The organism is Bradyrhizobium sp. Ai1a-2 (assembly GCF_000426245.1).
In the GTDB taxonomy this organism is placed as follows: domain Bacteria; phylum Pseudomonadota; class Alphaproteobacteria; order Rhizobiales; family Xanthobacteraceae; genus Bradyrhizobium.
On sequence record NZ_AUEZ01000006.1, the window covers coordinates 73,362 to 91,216 of the forward strand.

Below are 17,855 nucleotides of genomic sequence, written 5' to 3' on the forward strand. Positions count from 1 at the left end.
TGCTTGATCGTTGATGCGGGCCTTCGTCATTCCGACCATTTCGAGTTCAGGATGACGTCGCAGAAATTGATCCGGTGGTAGGTCGGGTCGCGCAGCGCCAGCACGTCCGCCTTGACGTTGCCGAAGGTCGTCTCCGGCTTCTTGATCGTTCCGGCGGCAAATGCATCGATGATGCCGTTCTTGAAGCCGTGGCCGCGCGGATGGTGGGCGCAGACCTCATGGCGCTGTGCGGCGGTGAAGGAGTCGAATTTCAGCCCCAGCACGTCCATCTCGACGCCGGCCGTCACCAGCGCCACCACCGGCCGCTTGTGCTGCGGGATACCCGGCGTGGTGTGCAGCGCGATCGCGTCCCAGACATCTTCGACGTCCCGCTCATTGATGCGGTGGGCGCGTAGGAAGCTTGCCGCGGCATTGGCGCCATCGACCTCGAAACGCTCGTCGGTGCTGGCATAGGGCGGCTGCAAGCCCATGTCATGGAACATCGCGCCGACATAGAGCAGTTCATGGTCGACCTTCAGCCCGCGGCGCTGCCCGGTCAGCGCACCGAACAGGAAGACGCGGTTGGAATGGTGGTAGAGCAGTTCGGATTCGGTGTCGCGAACCAGTTCGTCGACCTCTCGCGCCAGCTTGCTGTCGGGAATGGTGATGCCGGCAATGATCTTGGTCATGACCTGATCTCCTTACGGTCTTGGTGAGTTGCTTGCATATTTATTGATGCTTTGCGTTGGCGCGAACAACGCCGCCGATCCCTGCGAAACCGTCAAAACACCACGCTTTTCTGCCGATGGCGTTCGTGCAAGAAGCTGCTGGCTGAAATGCATGGCCGGCTGGCAGGATTCCATGCATAGTCGTCGCGCGCATCCACGCGCAGGAACTGGATTGTTGGTCGATGAAGGCGGTCGCTCTGGCGATCTTTCCGGGAGTGCAGGCGCTCGATGTCGCAGGCCCGCTCGACGTGTTCGTCGAGACGAATGGTTTCGTGGGAACGGATCGCGGCTACCGGCTCACGTTGATCGGCGCCGAACGGCAGCCGTACCGGGCGTCGAACGGGATGTCGATCACGCCGGAGATGACATTTGCCGATGCGCCGCAAACGTTCGACCTCGCGCTGGTCGCCGGCGGACCGCAGCTTCCGACCACGCCGCCGGATCCGCGGCTTGTCGACTGGCTTGGCGAGAGCGCCTCGCGCTGCCCGCAATATGGCTCGATCTGCACCGGCGCGTTCGCGCTCGGCCATGCCGGCCTGATCGACGACAAGTCGGTGACGACACATTGGCAGAATGCGGCCAGCCTTGCCCGGCAGTTCCCGAAGGCGAGGGTCGAGTTCGACCGGATCTATCTCCGCGATGGGCCGCTGTTGACCTCGGCCGGCGTCACCGCGGGAATCGATCTCGCGCTCGCGATCGTGCAGGATGATCACGGGCCGGAAGTCGCTCTCGCGGTCGCCAAGCGGCTTGTCGTCGTTGCACAGCGGCAGGGCGGGCAGTCCCAGTTCAGCCCCTATCTCGTGCCGCCGGCCGAGAAGGATTCGCCGATCGCGCGCGTCCACGCCCATGTGATGGCGCATTTGCGCGAGGCGAACGGCGTCGATGTGCTGGCCCAGGTGGCCGGAATGAGCACGCGCAATTTTGCCCGCGCGTTCAAGCGCGAGACCAATGTGACGCCGGCCGAGTTCGTCGAAAGCGTGCGTGTCGATGCCGCGCGCAACCGCCTCGAAGGTTCCGACCTCCCGCTGAAAGTGGTCGCGCATGAAAGCGGCTTCAGCAGCGCCGAGCATATGCGCGTCGTGTTCGTCAAGCGCCTCGGGATCACGCCGAGCCAATATCGCGCGAGTTTTCGCAAAGTCTGAGCCGCCCCATTTCGCGGGGTTCGCAGCCGGTGTAGAAGATTGTCCCGAAATCCGTGCGAATCCGAAAGAGCCGGCAGGCTCTGGAAAGATACCCTTGCCGATGCACGGTATCGCAACAGTCAAGGACGGCCCGCAAACGGTGAGGCCGCTGACCAAAAAACAAGGATGGCACGAATGCTCAAGTCCACGCGCCCCGAATTGGAAAGCCCGACCGACCTGAAACCCGAGGCGACTCGCGATATTTCAGCGGCGCTCAGCGCTCTGTTGGCCGATGTGTTCGCGCTGTATGTCAAGACCAAGAACTTCCATTGGCACATGTCGGGCCGCCACTTCCGCGACTACCATCTGCTGCTCGACGAGCAATCCGACCAGATCTTCGCAATGACCGATCCGATCGCCGAACGCGCGCGCAAGATCGGCGGCACCACGATCCGCTCGATCGGTCAAATCTCGCGCCAGCAGCGCATCCTCGACAACGATGCCGACTATGTCGACCCGCTGGACATGCTGGCCGAGCTGGGCAGCGACAATCAGCAGCTCACGCGCGAGATGCGCCAGGTTCACAATGTCTGTGACGAGTATGGCGACGTCGCCACCGCGAGCCTGCTGGAAAACTGGATCGACGAGACCGAGCGCAGGACCTGGTTCCTCTACGAAGCGACGCGGAACAGGAACTCCTGACCAGAGCCGCACGGATGCCCCGAGGAGGCTGACCGATGACGGACGCAGCGAACATCGGACCAGGTCTGGGCCACGCCATTCACGCCATCAGCGGGAAATGGGGTCGGTTCGTTACGCTCGGCGTCGCCGATCTCATCCTCGGCGGCATCGGGTCGGCCCTGGATCGTCGTGGCGGGCATCGCGCCTCGCGGCATCCTGCGTCATATCAAAGCTGAGGTCATCATGGCCGCCGATTGTGCTTTCACCGAACGGGCCGGCCTCAATTGGCGCGGTGGCCGCGCGAGTTCCTCGTCGCGGGCGGTGGCGGAGGAGACGGCGATCGCGCTGACCTTCGACGGATCGACCTATGCCGTGATGATGGCGACGCCCGCCGATCTGAAGGATTTCGGCGTCGGCTTTGCCATGACGGAGGGCGTCGTTGCCCGCGCCGACGAGATCAGGAGCCTGGATCTGATCGAGACCGATCTCGGCATCGAGGTCCGGATGTGGCTCGCAGAAAGCCGGACAGCGGCGTTGTTCGCGCGGCGGCGCGTCACGATAGGCCCGGTCGGCTGCGGGCTCTGCGGCATCGAAAGCCTGGTGCAGGCGAGACGTACCGTTCCCAGGGTGAAGAAGGGAACAACGTTCGACGCGCGTGATCTCCTGGAGGGCATGCGCACGCTTCCCTCCCTGCAGGACCTCAACCGGAAAACCCGCGCGGTGCATGCGGCCGCTTTCTGGCAGGCCAATGGCGGCGTCGGTCCGGTGCGTGAGGATGTCGGCCGCCACAATGCGCTTGACAAGCTCGCCGGCGCGCTGGTCCGTCACAACAGGTCGGTTGCGAACGGCGCCGTTCTGCTCACGAGCCGCATCTCGGTCGAGATGGTGCAGAAGACGGCCATGATCGGCGCTCCCGTCATCGTCGCCGTTTCCGCGCCGACGACGCTCGCGATCAAGACCGCGGATGAAGCGGGAATCACCTTGATCGCGGTTGCGCGCGACGACGGCTACGAAGTGTTCACGCATCCCGAACGCATCGTCTTCGCACAGGGAATGCGTCGGCGTTCTGTTGAGACGGACGACGGATTTGCGCCGGCGTGAACTGAGAATGAATCGCTCAAGTCGGGTGCAGCCACGATGAAGTTGCGCTCCCTCTCCCGCTTGCGGGGGAGGGCCGGGGTGGGGGTGTTTCCGCATTGGGACTCCCCAAGAGGAGAGAGCCCTCACCCGGCGCTATGCGCCGACCTCTCCCGCAAGCGGGAGAGGTGAAGCCAATCCGCAGCCGACGACAGAAACTCGGAAAGATCGCGGAAGCGCAGTCCTCAATGCAAATCCGTAAAAGACGTTCGTTTCAGGAAGCCTGCACGCGGCACCACACGTAGCCTCGTTGCTATGCCGATGCCTGCTTCCGAACAGCGCGCAAAGAGAGGCGACAATGAGTGACTTCCGCAAGGAAACCGACAGTCTTGGTGAAGTCGATGTCCCCGCCGACAAGCTCTGGGGCGCCCAGACCCAGCGCTCGCTCGAACACTTCAGCATCGGCAAGGATCTGATGCCGCGCGAGATGATCCACTCCTACGCGATCCTGAAGAAGGCGGCCGCGAACGCCAACCATGCCGGCAAGCGGCTCGACACCAAGGTCCACAAGCTGATCGTTCACGTCTGCGACGAGATCCTGCAGGGCCAGCATCACGACATGTTTCCGCTGCACGTCTGGATGACCGGCAGCGGCACGCAATTCAACATGAACGTCAACGAGGTGATCTCGAACCGATGCTGCCAGCTCGCGGGCACGCCACTCGGCAGCAAGCATCCGGTTCATCCGAACGATCACGTCAACATGTCGCAATCGTCGAACGACAGTTTTCCGTCCGCGATGTACATCGCGGCCGCCGTCAACGTGACGCAGCGCCTTGTTCCTGCGGTCAAGGCCCTCCACGATGCGATCGATGCCAAGGCCACGCAGTGGGACGATGTGGTCAAGATCGGGCGCACCCACATGCAGGATGCGACGCCGCTGACGCTCGGCCAGGAGTGGTCGGGCTATGCCGGCATGCTTGCCGACGACCTCGCGCGCATCGAGGATTCGCTCAAGGGCGTGTTCAGGCTCGCGCTTGGCGGTACGGCGGTGGGCACCGGCATCAATGCGGCGCCAGGCTTCGCCGAGGCAGTGGCCGCGGAGATTGCGCGCCTCACCAAATTGCCCTTTGTCAGCGCGCCGAACAAGTTCACCGTGCAGGGCGCGCATGATGCGCTGGTTCAGCTTTCCGGCACGCTGCGCACGCTCGCGGTCTCGCTCTACAAGATCGGCAACGACATCCGCCTGATGTCCTGCGGCCCGCGTGCCGGTTTTGCCGAACTGATGATCCCGGAGAACGAGCCGGGCTCCTCGATCATGCCGGGCAAGGTCAATCCGACCCAGGCCGAGGCGCTGACGATGATCGCGGTGCAGGTGATGGCGAACGATGTCGCGGTCGGGTTCGGCGGCGCCAGCGGCTATCTGGAGATGAACGTCTACAAGCCGCTGATGATCCATAACATCGCCCAGTCGATCACGATCCTGACCGACGGTTGCACGAACTTCCGAAGGTTCCTGGTCGAAGGCACCAAGCCGAACCAGAAGAAGATCAACGAATATGTCGAGCGCTCGCTGATGCTGGTCACCGCGCTCGCGCCCGTGATCGGCTACGACAAGGCGTCGGCGATCGCGCACTATGCGATGGACAACGACCTCACGCTGAAAGCCGCAGCGCTGAAGCTCGGCTTCGTCAGCGAGTCCGAGTTCGACCGCATCGTCGATCCGGCCAAGATGGTCAAGCCCTATGTGGCCCAAGGCAACGCACCGGCCAAAGTCGGCACACCGACAGGCTGAAGGAGCACAGCATGATCAGATGCGTCAGGTTATGGACCGGTGACGACAACAATTCGTATTTCGAGGAAGGGCTCATCGAGCTCGAGCCGGGCCAGCGCGGCGACTGGCTCAGCAGCAAGGCCGACGTCGTCACCATCTCCTTCCAGGAGACTGCATCGGGCGGCGCGTTTGCCTGGCACACCGCGCCGGTCCGCCAATTCGTGATCACGCTCTCCGGCACACTCGATTTCCAGACCCGTGACGGCGAGCATTTCCTGCTGCATCCGGGCGACATCCTGCTCGCGGAAGACACCGTCGGCTCCGGCCATAGCTGGAAGCTGACCGACGATTCGTCGTGGCGCCGCGCCTATGTGGTGTTGCGGCCCGGCGCGCATGTGCCGTTCCGCGTTAGAGCATGATCCGGAAAAGTGGAAACCGGTTTTCCCTCGCGACAAACGCGAAGCGTTTGCGCGGAGATCATGCTCAAACAAAGAAGACGGGATCATGATCCGATTACGTCTAATCGGATCATGATCCAGGGAGCACCAGCCGGCGTCGGCATGAGCCATTCAGGACTGCGACATCCAACCGGAAGGAGACATCCATGCAGAGCACTCCCACTAGCGAACCGGACGTCGTCCTCATCGGCGCAGGCATCATGAGCGCCACGGTAGGCGTCTTTCTCAAGGAACTGGAGCCACAGCTCTCGATCTCCATGTTCGAGGTTCTCGAGGATGCCGGGCTGGAAAGCTCGGATGCCTGGAACAATGCCGGCACCGGGCACGCGGCCAATTGCGAGATGAACTACACGCCGGAGCGTGCCGACGGCAGCATCGATATTTCCAAGGCGCTGCAGGTCAATGTCGAATTCGACCTGTCGCGGCAGTTCTGGTCCTTTCTTGTCGGCAAAGGCGCGATCACAGATCCGCGCACCTTCATTCACCCGGTGCCGCATATGAGCTTCGTATACGGCGCCGACAATGTCGCCTTCCTCAACAAGCGGTTCAAGGCGATGTCGGCCCATCCTTGCTATGAGGGCATGGAGTATACCGAGGACCCGAAGCAGGTCGCTGACTGGGTGCCCCTGGTGATGGAAGGCCGCAGCGGCGACGATCCTGTCGCCGCAACGCGGATCATCACCGGCACCGATGTCGACTACGGCTCGCTGACCCATCATCTGGTTCATCATCTCGTCAGCCAGCCCGGCTGCGCGGTCCACTACAAGAGCCTCGTCACCGATCTCGCTCGCGATCAGGACGGTCGCTGGCGCATCGAGGTCCGCGATACCGACACTGGCGAGAAGCGGTCGGTCAAGGCAAAGTTCGTGTTCATTGGCGCCGGCGGCGGCGCGCTCCCGCTGTTGCAGAAATCCGGCATTCCGGAGGGTCAGGGCTATGGCGGCTTTCCGGTCTCGGGAATCTGGCTGCGCTGCGACGATCCCGCCGTCAACAAGCGTCACCACGCCAAGGTCTACGGCAAGGCCGCGGTCGGCTCGCCGCCGATGTCGGTGCCGCATCTCGACACCCGCGTCATCGGCGGGCAGCACTCGCTCCTGTTCGGGCCCTATGCCGGCTTCTCGAGCAAGTTCCTCAAGCACGGCTCGCGGCTTGATTTGTTCGAGTCGGTCCGGCCCGCCAATGTCGAACCGCTGCTTGCGGTGGCGCGCGACAATTTCGACCTGACCGAATATCTGATCGGGCAGGTGCTGCAATCCGAAAGCCATCGCCTGGCGACGCTCGACCAGTACTATCCGAAGGCCGATCCGAAGGATTGGAGGCTGCAGGTCGCGGGCCAGCGCGTCCAGATCATCAAGCCCGACGTCAAGCGCGGCGGACTGCTCGAATTCGGGACCGAACTGGTCGGCGCTGCGGACCATTCGCTGGTCGCGCTGCTCGGCGCGTCGCCGGGCGCCTCGACAGCGGCCTTCATCGCCATCAGCGTGCTGGAGAAGTGCTTTGCCGACGAGCTCACGGCGAATGCATGGCTGCCGAAGCTGAGGCAGATCATCCCATCCTACGGCATATCGCTGATCGATGATGCGGATTTCCTGCGGCGTATCCGTGCCACCACCGCCGAGGTGCTGAAGATCGACAACATTCCGCCGCCGGCCGCTACGCCAACTGCGCAGCGGGCTTGAGGGGACAGGAGACTTCCGATGGACGCCACGGCACTTCTTCTGTCACGATTGCAGTTTGCCTTCACGATCTCGTTTCACATCATCTTCCCGTCGTTCACGATCGGCCTAGCCGCCTGGCTGACCGTCCTCGAAGCGATGCACATGCGTACCGGCAGACAGGTGTACCGGACGCTGTTCGAGTTCTGGCTGAAGATATTCGGTGTCGCCTTCGGCATGGGTGTCGTGTCAGGTGTCGTCATGGGCTTCCAGTTCGGCACCAACTGGAGCGTGCTGGCCAAGATGTCGGGACCGATCCAGGGGCCGCTGCTCTCTTACGAGACGTTCACCGCCTTCATGCTGGAGGCCAGCTTCTTTGGCATCCTGATCTTCGGCCGCAGTCGCGTACCGCCATGGTTCTATCTGTTCTCGACCGCGATGGTGGCGCTCGGCACCACGCTCTCGGCATTCTGGATCATGACCAACAACAGCTGGATGCAGGCGCCGGTCGGCTATGTGCTGCAGAATGGCCAGTTTGTCCCTGATGACTGGGTGGCGATCCTCTTCAATCGCGTGGTCTGGGTGCGGTTTCCGCACATGCTGATTGCTTCCTATCTGACCGGCGCGTTCTGTGTGGCGGCGACGGGAGCATGGTTCTTGCTGCGGCGGACCTATCACGCGGAGGCACGTGTCATGCTGCGCATGGGCCTTTCGCTTGCGGCCGTGCTGATTCCGGTCCAGCTCTTCATCGGACATCTCGTGGGCGATTACGTCCACGACTATCAGCCGGCCAAATTCGCCGCGATCGAGGCCCGCTGGCATGACGAGCAGCCTGCCGCCGAAGTGCTGATCGCAATCCCCGATCCGAGCACCGAGTCCAACAAATATGCGATCAGCATTCCCGTCCTCGGCAGCATCATCGGGAGCATGAGCCTGACCTCGAAGGAGGTCGGACTGACCAGCTTCCCGCCGCAGGACCGGCCGCCGGTGATCATCCCGTTCTTCACTTTCCGCATCATGGTCGGCTGCGGCCTCGTGATGCTGGGACTGGCCTGGCTCGGGACCTATCTCAGCTTCAAGCATCGCATCGAGCGGAATCGCTTGCTGCTGTGGGGCATCTTCCTCAGCTTTCCTTTGCCATGGATCGCGATCCTCACCGGCTGGTACACCGCGGAGGTCGGCCGTCAGCCCTGGTCCGTCTATGGCGTGCTGCGCACGGCGGATGCGGTGACGCCATTCCTTACGGCCTCCGCTGCCATGACCACGCTGATCCTGTTCGTCCTGGTCTACGCCTTCATCTTTTCGTTTGGCACCTATTACATCTATCGGCTGCTGCGCGCCGGCCCGGCCGGAATTCCAACCACCGAGCCGGGCGAAGCGGCGCCGAACCGGCCAATGTCGATGGCGGACCAGTCCTCGGTCGCCGCACGCAGCTATATCAGCGCAGGAGAATAGACATGGTGATGTTCTGGGTAGCGCTGCTCGCAATCAGCATCCTGATCTATCTCCTGCTCGATGGATTCGATCTCGGCGTCGGCATGCTGTTCGGCCTGGCGAAGAACGAGAAGGATCGAAACGAAATGCTGCACACCGTCGCGCCGGTCTGGGATGGCAACGAGACCTGGCTCGTCGTCGCGGGCGTGATCCTGTGGGGCGCCTTTCCCGCGGCCTATTCGATACTGCTCTCCGCCTTCTATATCCCCGTCATTGTCATGCTGCTGGGGTTGATCCTGCGCGGCGTGGCTTTCGAGTTCCGCAACAAGGCGCTGGCCTCGCGCTGGGTATGGGACCTTTCCTTTTCGGGCGGCTCACTCGCCGCAAGCTTCATGCAAGGCGTGATGGTCGGAGGGCTGGTCGAAGGACTGCAATTTACCAATGGCGAATATTCCGGCGGCGCGCTTGGGTGGCTCAGCGGATTTTCGGTGCTGTGCGGTATCGGCCTTTGCCTCGGATACACACTGCTCGGAGCCTGCTGGCTGGTGCGGAAGAGCGAGGGGTCCGTTCGCGCCACCGCGCGCCGGCAGATTCCCGTGCTTGCGATCGCGGTGCTGGTGTTCCTGGTCGTCGTCTTTGCCCATGCGCTGATCGAGAATCTTCCGATCCTGCAGCGCTGGACCGAGAGGCCGTATCTGTTCGTGTTTCCGGCGATCGGCGCCGCGGCGGCGCTGGTGCTTGCCACCAGCATCCTGCGCCATGACGATTACTGGCCGTTCCATATGGTGGCGACGATCTTCGTTACCGCCTTTGGGACATTGGCGCTGTCGTTCTGGCCCTATATGATCCCCTCTGTCATTACGATTGAGGAGGCCGCGGCGCCGCATTCCAGCCTCGCCTTCATGTTCTGGGGCGAGGGCCTGTTCGTGTTCCCGCTCATGCTGCTCTACATCGTGATCGGCTACCGCGTGTTCCGTGGTAAGGTTGGTCCCATGACCGATCATTACTGATGCGGCATGAGCTCGATTGAGATCAGCGCGCAGTCTGCCCGATGTGCATAGGTGAGGCAGATGACCAGGGCGGGGTCGCTCCTGATTGATTGGACTGCGGGTCGGCTTCCCGACGCAAGGCGGCTTGCTGGCCGGCTGCGCGTCCCGGCGTCGGCGCTGCTGTTTGGGTTGCGCCTCTGGGCGGGCGTTTGCCTCGCCCTCTATCTCAGCTTCTGGCTTCAGCTCGAGAATCCATCCTGGGCCGGCGCGTCGGCGGCCATCGTCAGCCAGCCGCACCTTGGAGCCGCGCTGCGCAAGGGCTGGTTTCGCCTGATCGGGACGGCGATCGGCGCTGTGGCGATCGTGGTACTGGCGGCATTCTTTCCGCAACAACGGGTCGGATTCCTGCTTGGACTGGCGCTGTGGGGAGCAGGCTGCGCCTTCATGGCGACGCTGCTGCGCAATTTCGCGTCCTATTCGGCAGCGCTCGCCGGCTTCACGGCGGCGATCGTCGCAATCGATTTGCTCGGCGCCACCGGCGGCGCCAATGGCGAGGTCTTCACGCTTGCAGTGAGCCGCGCCAGCGAGATTTGCGTCGGCATCGTTTGCGCGGGCCTGGTGATGACGATGACGGATTTCGGCAATGCGCCAGGCCGGCTGGCCAAGGAGATGGCTGCACTGGCGACTGAAATCATGGCTCAGCTCGTCGCGACGTTGGCGGGAAGGCGAGAGCGGCCGGAAGAATCCCGCCGGATCGGCTTCGGTCTGGCGCAACGGATCGGTGCTCTCGATCCCGTCATGGATGAGGCGGGCGGCGAGTCCTACGAGATTCGCTATCACATGCAGGAATTGGAGTCGGCGTCGACCGGTCTCCTCCGCGCGCTGTCCGCCTGGCGAAGGGTGGCCGTCCATCTCGATCTGTTGCCAAGCGAGCAGGGCCGGGATGAGATCGGCCAGATCGCGCGCGGCTTTCCGACGGAACTGACGGTGCAGTCCTCCAGCGCCGCGATGATCGCGCAATCCGATCCGGTTCGTTTGCGCAGGTCATGCGCTGCGGCCGTGCGTGCATTGCTCGCCATGCGATGTGCGACGCCGTCGGTCAAGCTGATCGCCGATGAGGCGGCGCGGTCGCTGCTCGCGCTTCGAAAAGCGCTCGGCGGCTTGCTCGCGCTAACTGATCCCGCGCAGCCTGTTCGGGCGCGGCGGCGCGAAAGACTGCCTGTTCCGGACTATGCTCCGTCGATTCTCAACGCGGTGCGGGCGTTCATCGCTATTGCCGCGGTCGAAATGCTCTGGATCGTGACGGCGTGGCCGAACGGCGCGTTTGCCATCGCCTTCGCGGCGATCGCGCTCACCCTGTTCTCGGCCCGGCCCGATCAGGCCTATGCGATCACCATGATGTTCACGGTCGGCGCCGCCATCACGACCGTGCTCGCGGCCATCGCCAATTTCGCGCTCCTGCCGCAGATGACATCCTTCGCCGGCCTGTGCTTTGTGATCGGGCTTGTTCTCGTTCCGGCCGGTGCGTTGATGACCCAGCCCTGGCTGCCGCCGGTCTTCATCGCGCTGGTCGCGACGTTCATTCCTCTGCTCGGGCCGGCGAACCAGATGACCTACAATACGCTGGCTTTCTACAATGTCGCGCTGGCGATCTTCGTGGGACTCGCGTCGGCCGCGCTTGCATTCCGCATGGTGCCGCCACTATCGGCAGAGCTCCGTGTCCGCCGCTTGCTGCGGCGGACACTGCGGGAAATACGGCAGCTTGCCACCGACCGGCTCCAACTTACGTCGGAAGCCTGGGAAGAGCGGATCTACAACTACCTGCAGGCGCTGCCCGCACAGACTGAGCCGATGGCGCGCTCTGACCTTCTGTCGGCGCTGGTGGTCGGCAACGCTATCATCCGGCTTCGTCCCGTCGCCGGCCGCTTTGATCTCGATCAGGAATTCTCCGTTGCACTGGATGCGGTCGCGCAAGCCGACATCACAAGCGCGATCGAGCGCCTCGCCGACTTCGACGCGGAGCTTGCCGCGGTCGCGCGCACGACGCCGGGATTGCGCGTCAGGGAGCGGGCGCGCGGCAGCATCCTCGTGCTGTCGGAAACGCTCGCACAGCATAAGACCTATTTCGAAGCATCGCCGCCATGAGCTTTTTCGAGATCAACCTGTTTGGCGTCTACGTCGCTCCTATTTCGCTGCTGATGGCGGCGGCCTGGCTTATACTGATCGCGCTGCGACGGATGGTGGCGCGTTTCGGTCTGCTACGCCATGTCTGGCATCCGGCGCTGTTTGAGCTCGCGGTTTATATTATTGTGCTTTCATGCGTGGTTCTTGTGCTAGCTGAGGTATAGCGATGTCTGACGTTCAGGCGCGATTGGCTGGCGAGCCGGGCGATCGGAAAGCTGTGCCACGCCCTTCGGCAAGCAGGGCGAGCCGCAAAAAGCCGCTCAGTTCCGTGATCCCGGTATTGCTCACGCTGGGCGCTGTCGCGGTGGCAGCGTTGTTCGGTTGGTTCGCGTGGGATGTCTATATGGGGCGGCCGTGGACCCGCGACGGCATGGTGCGGGCTTATGTGGTGACAGTCGCGCCGGAGATTGCCGGGCGGATCGTCAAGCTGCCGGTCGCCGACAACCAGATGGTGCACAAGGGCGACGTGCTGTTCGAGATCGAACCGGCCGATTATCAGATCGCGCTTGACGCTGCCCACGCCCAGGTCGCGCGCGACCAGGCCGCGCTCGAATATGCGCGCGCCAATGAAGGACGGCAGGCGACGCTGCGTGGAGAAGGTTGGGTCTCGACGGACGTCTTTCAGCAATCGGCGAGTTCGCTGCATCAGCTGCAAGCCGCTGTTGCCGCGGATCAGGCCGCTGTCGCCAAGGCGGAGCTCAATCTCAGCCGCGTCACCGTTCGCTCGCCGGTCAATGGCTATGTGACGAACCTGCTGGCCCAGCGCGGCGACTACGCCAATATCGGCCAAAACCTGGTCTCGCTGGTCGACGCCGATTCCTTCTGGGTCGACGGTTATTTTGAGGAGACCAGCCTTGGAAGGATTCGCGACAACGATGCGGTGACCGTCCGCTTGATGGGCTATAGCCAGCTCATCCGTGGCCACGTCGCCGGGGTCGCGCGCGGCATCACGGTCGCCAATGCGCAGCCGGGGCAGAGCGGTCTCGCTTCGGTCAACCCGATCTTCACCTGGGTGCGGCTGGCCCAGCGCATACCGGTGCGTATTCACATCGACCAGGTGCCGGATGGGGTGCGCCTCGTTGCCGGCACGACGGCCAGCGTGGAAGTCGGCCGCTAGGCTCTTCCGCAGTTTGGCCGTCGATCCCGGTCGGCTATTTTGTCGCAGGCATCGCAAAGTGCCGCGGGAGCATGGTTGCGTCGCGTTCCCGGCATCCCCGTAGAATTGCGGAGATTTCCCTGATGTGTTCTAACGTCAGGGATCAGCGATACCCGGAAAATCAGTTTTGAATCCGAAACATTTGTCTGCTGCCGTCCGGTGGAGTTTTCATTCGGCCATTGCATGCGGAGATGGCGCATGAAGTCCCTTGCGTCGCCCCACGGCCTGACGAACGGCGAGGAATCGGTCGTCTTCGTCGTTGACGACGACGAGAGCGTGCGACGGGCGCTTGCGAACCTGTTCCAGTCGGTTGGCCTTGCCGTGCAGGAGTTCGGCTCGGCCGCGGAACTGTTGCAGAGCAAGCTGCCTGACGTCGCGAGCTGCCTGGTGCTGGACATCCGGCTGCCCGGGTTGAGCGGGCTCGACCTCCAGCTCGAATTGGCCAGAGCAGGCATCCACATTCCGATCATCTTCATGACCGGTCACGGCGATATTCCGATGAGCGTGCGGGCCATGAAGGGCGGGGCGATCGATTTCCTGACCAAGCCGTTCCGCGATCAGGACATGCTCGATTCCGTGACGACGGCGATCAAGCGCGATCGCGAAAGGCGCGAGTCGGACAAGGCCGTGACGGGTCTGCGGGAACATTTCGAGACCCTGACCGAACGTGAACGCGAAGTGCTGGCTTTGGTGGCTGCCGGGCTGATGAACAAGCAGATCGCGGCGCAGATTGGGGTTGCCGAGATAACCGTCAAAATCCATCGCGGCCGCGTCATGAAGAAGATGGGCGCAAAATCGCTGGCCGATCTGGTCAGGATGGCCGAAATAATCGGGATTCGCCGCCGATAGGTGTGGGCGAGAAACCTAAGTATAATTCCCGGGTGCGCCGATAGAGCGCATTTTATCATTACAAGCGTACGGTCCAGAGAGGCGGGTACCGGCTTTTCCGCGCAACAAACGGCGAACGTTTGGGCGCAGATCGTGTGCCAGACAAGAATCTAGGCGGGCTGACGATTCGAGGAAAAGTCATCGCGCGCTAGCGGATCCTTATTCCCGTTCCCCCCAAAAGGACAGCGATTTTGCCGACAACACCGATGATTTCCATCATCGACGACGATGCGTCCGTCCGTACCGCGACCGATAATCTGCTGAGGTCCCTGGGTTATGGCGTTCTCACGTTCGAGTCGGCTGACCAGTTTCTGCAGTCGGACGTGCTCGACCAGACCTCCTGTGTGATCGCCGATGTCAATATGCCCGGCACCAACGGCGTTGAGCTCCTGCTTCGCCTGCGCGCCCGGGGGGCGCAGGTGCCTTTCATCTTCATCACGGCTTTTCCCGAGGCGGCCGTGTCCGCGCAGGCCTCCCGCGCCGGTGCGGTCTGTCTCTTGACCAAGCCGTTCGAGACGGACAATCTGATTCAAAACCTTGAACAGGCCCTGCAGGGGCGTGGTGAGCAAGGTCCGACAGTTAAGATCTGAGTTCTTCGGCCGGCGGGCTTTTCGACCCGATCGGCGAGCAGGCCGGACAGGTCCTGACTATGCCCAAAGTTGCAGCTTGATCGCCCTTCACGGCTCGTCCAGTCGTGGCACACGGAAACTCAACGGGTCTTGAGTTGGAAGAACTCCCGGGCGACCGTAAGCAGGTATACCACGATTGGGCGGCACAAGGAGCATAGCGCATGTATCCGGGCCAGCGTAGTAGCGACACAGGTGCGCCCGTTTTGTCCGTCGATGCGCCGCGCGGCTCCTCAGATTGGCGTTTGGGACTGACGGATATCGATCAGACGCCTTGGGCGACGTTCTCCCGTTATGCCGTTGCGATCTTGTCGGTTGCCGCGGCGCTAATCGCTTCCAAGGCCGCGGTCCAGTACCTGGACATCGAACCGTACGTATCGCTGTTCCTGTGCGCCATCATGTTTGCTGCCTGGTTTGGCGGCCTCGGCCCCGGCCTGGTGTCGACCGCGCTTGCGGGTCTGGGGTTCGAGTATTTCGTGGCATCTCCGACCCATTCGTTCGAGATCGATGTTCATCAGGTCCCGCGCGTGGGCCTGTTCTTGATCACGGCACTGTTCGTCAACTGGATCAGTGCGGCGCAGAGAAAGGCGACGAGATCGCTCGAGCTTTCCCGCCGCGACCTCTTGGCCTCGCTCGAAGAGCAGAAGCGGACCGAAGCACAGCTGCTGCGGAGTGAAATGTACCTGGCCGAGGCCCAGCGGCTGAGCCGGACCGGCAGTTTCGGCTGGAAGGTGGCGAGCGGTGAAATCAGCTGGTCGGAGGAGACGTTTCGGATCTTCGAATGCGATCCGGCGACGACGCCGACACTGGAATTCGTCCTTCAGCGCATGCACGCTGAAGACCGGGATTTCGTGCGGCAGATACTCGACGAGGCCTCCCGGGACGGTGTGGATTTCGGTCACGATGCCAGGCTCGTAATGCCGAGTGGCGCGATAAAGCACATCCGTGCCTTGGCCCATGCCGTGAAGGATGGTCACGATGGCATCGAGTACGTCGGCGCCGTGACCGACGTCACGGCCGCCAAGGTGGCCGAAGCCGCGCTCAACGACGCGCAGGCCGATCTCGCGCACGCGACGCGCGTGATCACGCTCGGCGAGCTGACATCCTCCATCGCCCACGAGGTGAACCAGCCGCTGGCCGCGATCATGTCCAACGGCGAAGCCTGCCTGCGCTGGCTCGATCGCGGCGCGGCAGGCCTGGAGCATGCGCGGCGCTCGGTGGAATGGATCGTCAAGGATGTCAGCCGGGCGGCCGACGTGATCGGGCGCGTTCGGGCGCTGGCGCGCAAGACCGATTCGGAACGGGCGCTTCTTGACGTCAACGAGGTCGTCAACGAAGCGCGCGTGCTGATGCGGCGCGAGCTCTCGAGCAAGCATATCACGCTGCGCACCGAGCTCGCCGCCGATCCGCTGATCGTCCGGGCCGACCGGGTCCAATTGCAGCAGGTCGTCATCAACCTGGTGATGAACGGCATCGAGGCGATGCAGCCGGTCACGGACCGGCCGCGCGAATTGCTGATCCGGTCGCAGCGCAGTTTCGACGCCGATCAGGCCATCCTGATCATGGCCGATTGCGGCGTCGGCTTCTCTGACGACAATGCCGAGCGGCTGTTCAACGCGTTCTTCACCACCAAGTCGACCGGCCTTGGCTTGGGATTGTCGATCTGCCGCTCGATCGTCGAAGCCCATGGCGGAAAGCTGTCCGCCTGCCGCAACACCGGGCCCGGCGCGACCTTCCAGTTCACTCTGCCGCTCCATGAGGATATCGGGCGGGCGCAATGAGCCTTCCCGACTGAGCTGACGCCGTCGGCGTGATACCCAGGTTCATGCCTTTGGCAATGATACCCACATTCATGCCTTCGGCATGATACCAGGGCTGTTGTCGGGCCACTTCGCGATGGTCGCTTCGTCGACGTTGAGAGACTGCGCCACCAGCTTGGGCGGCGTATGCGTGAGCCAGTTCGTCAGCGAGACTTCCTCGTAGCGTGGCGCGCGGAACACGCCGACGAATTGCAGGTCGGTATCGCCGACATTCTCCACATAGTGCCCGTAGTTCTTCTTGACGTAGCCGATGTCACCCGCGTTGAAGTCCATCGTCAGCGCGTTGGGGCCGGTGTTGAACACCGTCATCCGACCTTTGCCCTTGAGGTAGTATTGCCACTCGTCGGCGTTGGGGTGCCAGTGCATCTCACGGACAGCGCCCGGTTTGAGCGTGACCAGTGCCGACGCCACCGTCGTTGCGACATTGAAGTTGGTGCTGTCGGCAACGTGGATGCTGCCCGCATCCGACTGTCTGCGCGGACGCGAGCCTTCGAGCGAGAAGATGAACGGATGCGGCGGCATGTCCGCGTTCTTGCTGATCGCAGCGCGGTCGGCAGCCAGCTCGCCGGGCACGGTGCCCTGGAATATCCAGAGGTTGTGCAGCGGAATGTTCGCAAAGCTTTCGACGGGAACGCCGAAATTCTTGGCGAGCAATTCGGGCGGCGTATGCGCCATCCAGTCCGACAGCAGCAGCGTATTGAATTCGTCGGCGTGGCCGTCATCGAAGCAGATCACGAATTCGCACCCGTCGGGTCCCAGTCCCTGCAGCGAGTGCGGTGTACCGGCCGGAAAGTACCAGAGGTCGCCTGCCTTGACGTCGCCGACATAAGGACGCCCGTCCGCGTCGAGCACGGTCACGCGGCAAACGCCGTAGGTCATGATCGCCCATTCGGCGGCCTGGTGCCAATGCAGCTCGCGAATGCCGCCGGCGGCGAGGCGCATATTCACGCCGGAGATTTCCTTCGAGATCGCGAAATCGTCGACCGTGACCTGCCGCGCCCAGCCGCCGTTCTGGATGCGCCTCGGTGCATTGTTGAAGGACGCCCAGGTCGTGGGCAGGCCGCCTACGTCGGTTGCAGGCGGAGTGAATGCGGACGGAAACTGCTTGGCAATGGCCGGATTTTGCGGACCGGGATCGGTCAAACTTCCTGGCGACTTGGCGTTGATCGCGCCCTGAGGCGGCTCGTCCGGATTACCGAAACTTGCAGCATGCGCGGATGCGGTCATTGCGGCTCCTACAGCCGACGCCGCCAGAAGGTCTCGTCGCGAGAACATGGGCTGAGAC

Annotated in this window: 17 protein-coding genes; 15 read left to right on the forward strand and 2 right to left on the reverse strand. The window is 62.9% G+C overall.

The window, feature by feature from the left end; translation table 11 throughout:
• Positions 1-26 precede the first annotated feature (26 nt).
• Positions 27-668, reverse strand: coding sequence for an HD domain-containing protein (locus tag K288_RS0106620; RefSeq protein ID WP_027578818.1), 642 nt, complete (start codon positions 666-668; stop codon positions 27-29).
• 221 nt (positions 669-889) lie between these two features.
• Here K288_RS0106620 and K288_RS0106625 point away from each other — a divergent pair, with 221 nt between their 5' ends.
• From K288_RS0106625 to K288_RS44895, 15 genes are all read left to right on the forward strand, one after another.
• Positions 890-1,849, forward strand: a complete 960-nt coding sequence (locus K288_RS0106625) for a GlxA family transcriptional regulator (protein ID WP_027578819.1) — start codon at positions 890-892, stop codon at positions 1,847-1,849.
• 174 nt (positions 1,850-2,023) lie between these two features.
• On the forward strand, positions 2,024-2,530 hold the full coding sequence (locus K288_RS0106630) for a DNA starvation/stationary phase protection protein (RefSeq protein ID WP_027578820.1): 507 nt from the start codon (positions 2,024-2,026) through the stop codon (positions 2,528-2,530).
• 35 nt (positions 2,531-2,565) lie between these two features.
• Positions 2,566-2,745 (forward strand): hypothetical protein, encoded by a 180-nt coding sequence (locus K288_RS52175; RefSeq protein ID WP_152535417.1) that lies wholly within the window; start codon positions 2,566-2,568, stop codon positions 2,743-2,745.
• A gap of 7 nt (positions 2,746-2,752) precedes the next feature.
• Entirely contained in the window at positions 2,753-3,610 is an 858-nt protein-coding gene (fdhD, locus tag K288_RS44885) for a formate dehydrogenase accessory sulfurtransferase FdhD (RefSeq protein ID WP_051334406.1), read from the forward strand.
• Between the two features lie 334 nt (positions 3,611-3,944).
• Positions 3,945-5,381: a class II fumarate hydratase gene (gene fumC / locus K288_RS0106640; protein WP_027578821.1), complete on the forward strand. Its 1,437-nt coding sequence runs from the start codon at positions 3,945-3,947 to the stop codon at positions 5,379-5,381.
• Positions 5,382-5,392: 11 nt separating this feature from the next.
• On the forward strand, positions 5,393-5,779 hold the full coding sequence (locus tag K288_RS0106645) for a cupin domain-containing protein (protein ID WP_027578822.1): 387 nt from the start codon (positions 5,393-5,395) through the stop codon (positions 5,777-5,779).
• A gap of 185 nt (positions 5,780-5,964) precedes the next feature.
• On the forward strand, positions 5,965-7,497 hold the full coding sequence (gene mqo, locus K288_RS0106650; RefSeq protein ID WP_027578823.1) for a malate dehydrogenase (quinone): 1,533 nt from the start codon (positions 5,965-5,967) through the stop codon (positions 7,495-7,497).
• An 18-nt stretch (positions 7,498-7,515) separates the two neighbouring features.
• A complete protein-coding gene (locus tag K288_RS0106655) occupies positions 7,516-8,928 on the forward strand; it encodes a cytochrome ubiquinol oxidase subunit I (RefSeq protein WP_027578824.1) in 1,413 nt (470 codons plus the stop codon).
• Positions 8,929-8,930: 2 nt separating this feature from the next.
• Positions 8,931-9,917 carry a cytochrome d ubiquinol oxidase subunit II gene (cydB, locus tag K288_RS0106660; protein ID WP_027578825.1) on the forward strand — a complete coding sequence of 329 codons (987 nt, stop codon included), beginning with the start codon at positions 8,931-8,933 and terminating at the stop codon, positions 9,915-9,917.
• 60 nt (positions 9,918-9,977) lie between these two features.
• Positions 9,978-12,041, forward strand: coding sequence for an FUSC family protein (locus K288_RS0106665; RefSeq protein WP_027578826.1), 2,064 nt, complete (start codon positions 9,978-9,980; stop codon positions 12,039-12,041).
• The gene (locus K288_RS0106670; protein WP_027578827.1) at positions 12,038-12,244 is read left to right on the forward strand and encodes a DUF1656 domain-containing protein; all 207 of its coding nucleotides are present in this window, start codon (positions 12,038-12,040) and stop codon (positions 12,242-12,244) included. Before K288_RS0106665 ends, K288_RS0106670 begins: the two co-directional genes overlap by 4 nt.
• 2 nt (positions 12,245-12,246) lie before the next feature.
• On the forward strand, positions 12,247-13,197 hold the full coding sequence (locus K288_RS44890; protein WP_084799496.1) for an HlyD family secretion protein: 951 nt from the start codon (positions 12,247-12,249) through the stop codon (positions 13,195-13,197).
• A gap of 237 nt (positions 13,198-13,434) precedes the next feature.
• On the forward strand, positions 13,435-14,085 hold the full coding sequence (locus K288_RS0106680) for a response regulator transcription factor (protein WP_027578828.1): 651 nt from the start codon (positions 13,435-13,437) through the stop codon (positions 14,083-14,085).
• Positions 14,086-14,330: 245 nt separating this feature from the next.
• Positions 14,331-14,714 carry a response regulator gene (locus tag K288_RS0106685; protein ID WP_027578829.1) on the forward strand — a complete coding sequence of 128 codons (384 nt, stop codon included), beginning with the start codon at positions 14,331-14,333 and terminating at the stop codon, positions 14,712-14,714.
• A gap of 200 nt (positions 14,715-14,914) precedes the next feature.
• Complete coding sequence (locus K288_RS44895) at positions 14,915-16,531, forward strand: ATP-binding protein (RefSeq protein WP_051334394.1); 1,617 nt, start codon at positions 14,915-14,917, stop codon at positions 16,529-16,531.
• Positions 16,532-16,600: 69 nt separating this feature from the next.
• Here K288_RS44895 and K288_RS0106695 read toward each other — a convergent pair whose 3' ends face one another.
• A complete protein-coding gene (locus K288_RS0106695) occupies positions 16,601-17,845 on the reverse strand; it encodes an oxalate decarboxylase family bicupin (protein WP_027578830.1) in 1,245 nt (414 codons plus the stop codon).
• Positions 17,846-17,855 lie beyond the last annotated feature (10 nt).

Excerpts from the sequence above, each read along its gene's own strand:
- K288_RS0106685 (WP_027578829.1), top strand. The coding sequence starts at position 14,331 with ATGATTTCCATCATCGACGACGATGCGTCCGTCCGTACCGCGACCGAT.
- K288_RS44890 (WP_084799496.1), top strand. The coding sequence starts at position 12,247 with ATGTCTGACGTTCAGGCGCGATTGGCTGGCGAGCCGGGCGATCGGAAA.
- fdhD (WP_051334406.1), top strand. The coding sequence starts at position 2,753 with ATGGCCGCCGATTGTGCTTTCACCGAACGGGCCGGCCTCAATTGGCGC.
- K288_RS0106620 (WP_027578818.1), bottom strand. The coding sequence starts at position 668 with ATGACCAAGATCATTGCCGGCATCACCATTCCCGACAGCAAGCTGGCG.
- cydB (WP_027578825.1), top strand. The coding sequence starts at position 8,931 with ATGGTGATGTTCTGGGTAGCGCTGCTCGCAATCAGCATCCTGATCTAT.
- K288_RS0106680 (WP_027578828.1), top strand. The coding sequence starts at position 13,435 with ATGAAGTCCCTTGCGTCGCCCCACGGCCTGACGAACGGCGAGGAATCG.
- K288_RS0106645 (WP_027578822.1), top strand. The coding sequence starts at position 5,393 with ATGATCAGATGCGTCAGGTTATGGACCGGTGACGACAACAATTCGTAT.
- fumC (WP_027578821.1), top strand. The coding sequence starts at position 3,945 with ATGAGTGACTTCCGCAAGGAAACCGACAGTCTTGGTGAAGTCGATGTC.
- K288_RS0106670 (WP_027578827.1), top strand. The coding sequence starts at position 12,038 with ATGAGCTTTTTCGAGATCAACCTGTTTGGCGTCTACGTCGCTCCTATT.
- K288_RS0106655 (WP_027578824.1), top strand. The coding sequence starts at position 7,516 with ATGGACGCCACGGCACTTCTTCTGTCACGATTGCAGTTTGCCTTCACG.
- mqo (WP_027578823.1), top strand. The coding sequence starts at position 5,965 with ATGCAGAGCACTCCCACTAGCGAACCGGACGTCGTCCTCATCGGCGCA.
- K288_RS0106625 (WP_027578819.1), top strand. The coding sequence starts at position 890 with ATGAAGGCGGTCGCTCTGGCGATCTTTCCGGGAGTGCAGGCGCTCGAT.
- K288_RS0106665 (WP_027578826.1), top strand. The coding sequence starts at position 9,978 with ATGACCAGGGCGGGGTCGCTCCTGATTGATTGGACTGCGGGTCGGCTT.
- K288_RS0106695 (WP_027578830.1), bottom strand. The coding sequence starts at position 17,845 with ATGTTCTCGCGACGAGACCTTCTGGCGGCGTCGGCTGTAGGAGCCGCA.
- K288_RS44895 (WP_051334394.1), top strand. The coding sequence starts at position 14,915 with ATGTATCCGGGCCAGCGTAGTAGCGACACAGGTGCGCCCGTTTTGTCC.
- K288_RS52175 (WP_152535417.1), top strand. The coding sequence starts at position 2,566 with ATGACGGACGCAGCGAACATCGGACCAGGTCTGGGCCACGCCATTCAC.
- K288_RS0106630 (WP_027578820.1), top strand. The coding sequence starts at position 2,024 with ATGCTCAAGTCCACGCGCCCCGAATTGGAAAGCCCGACCGACCTGAAA.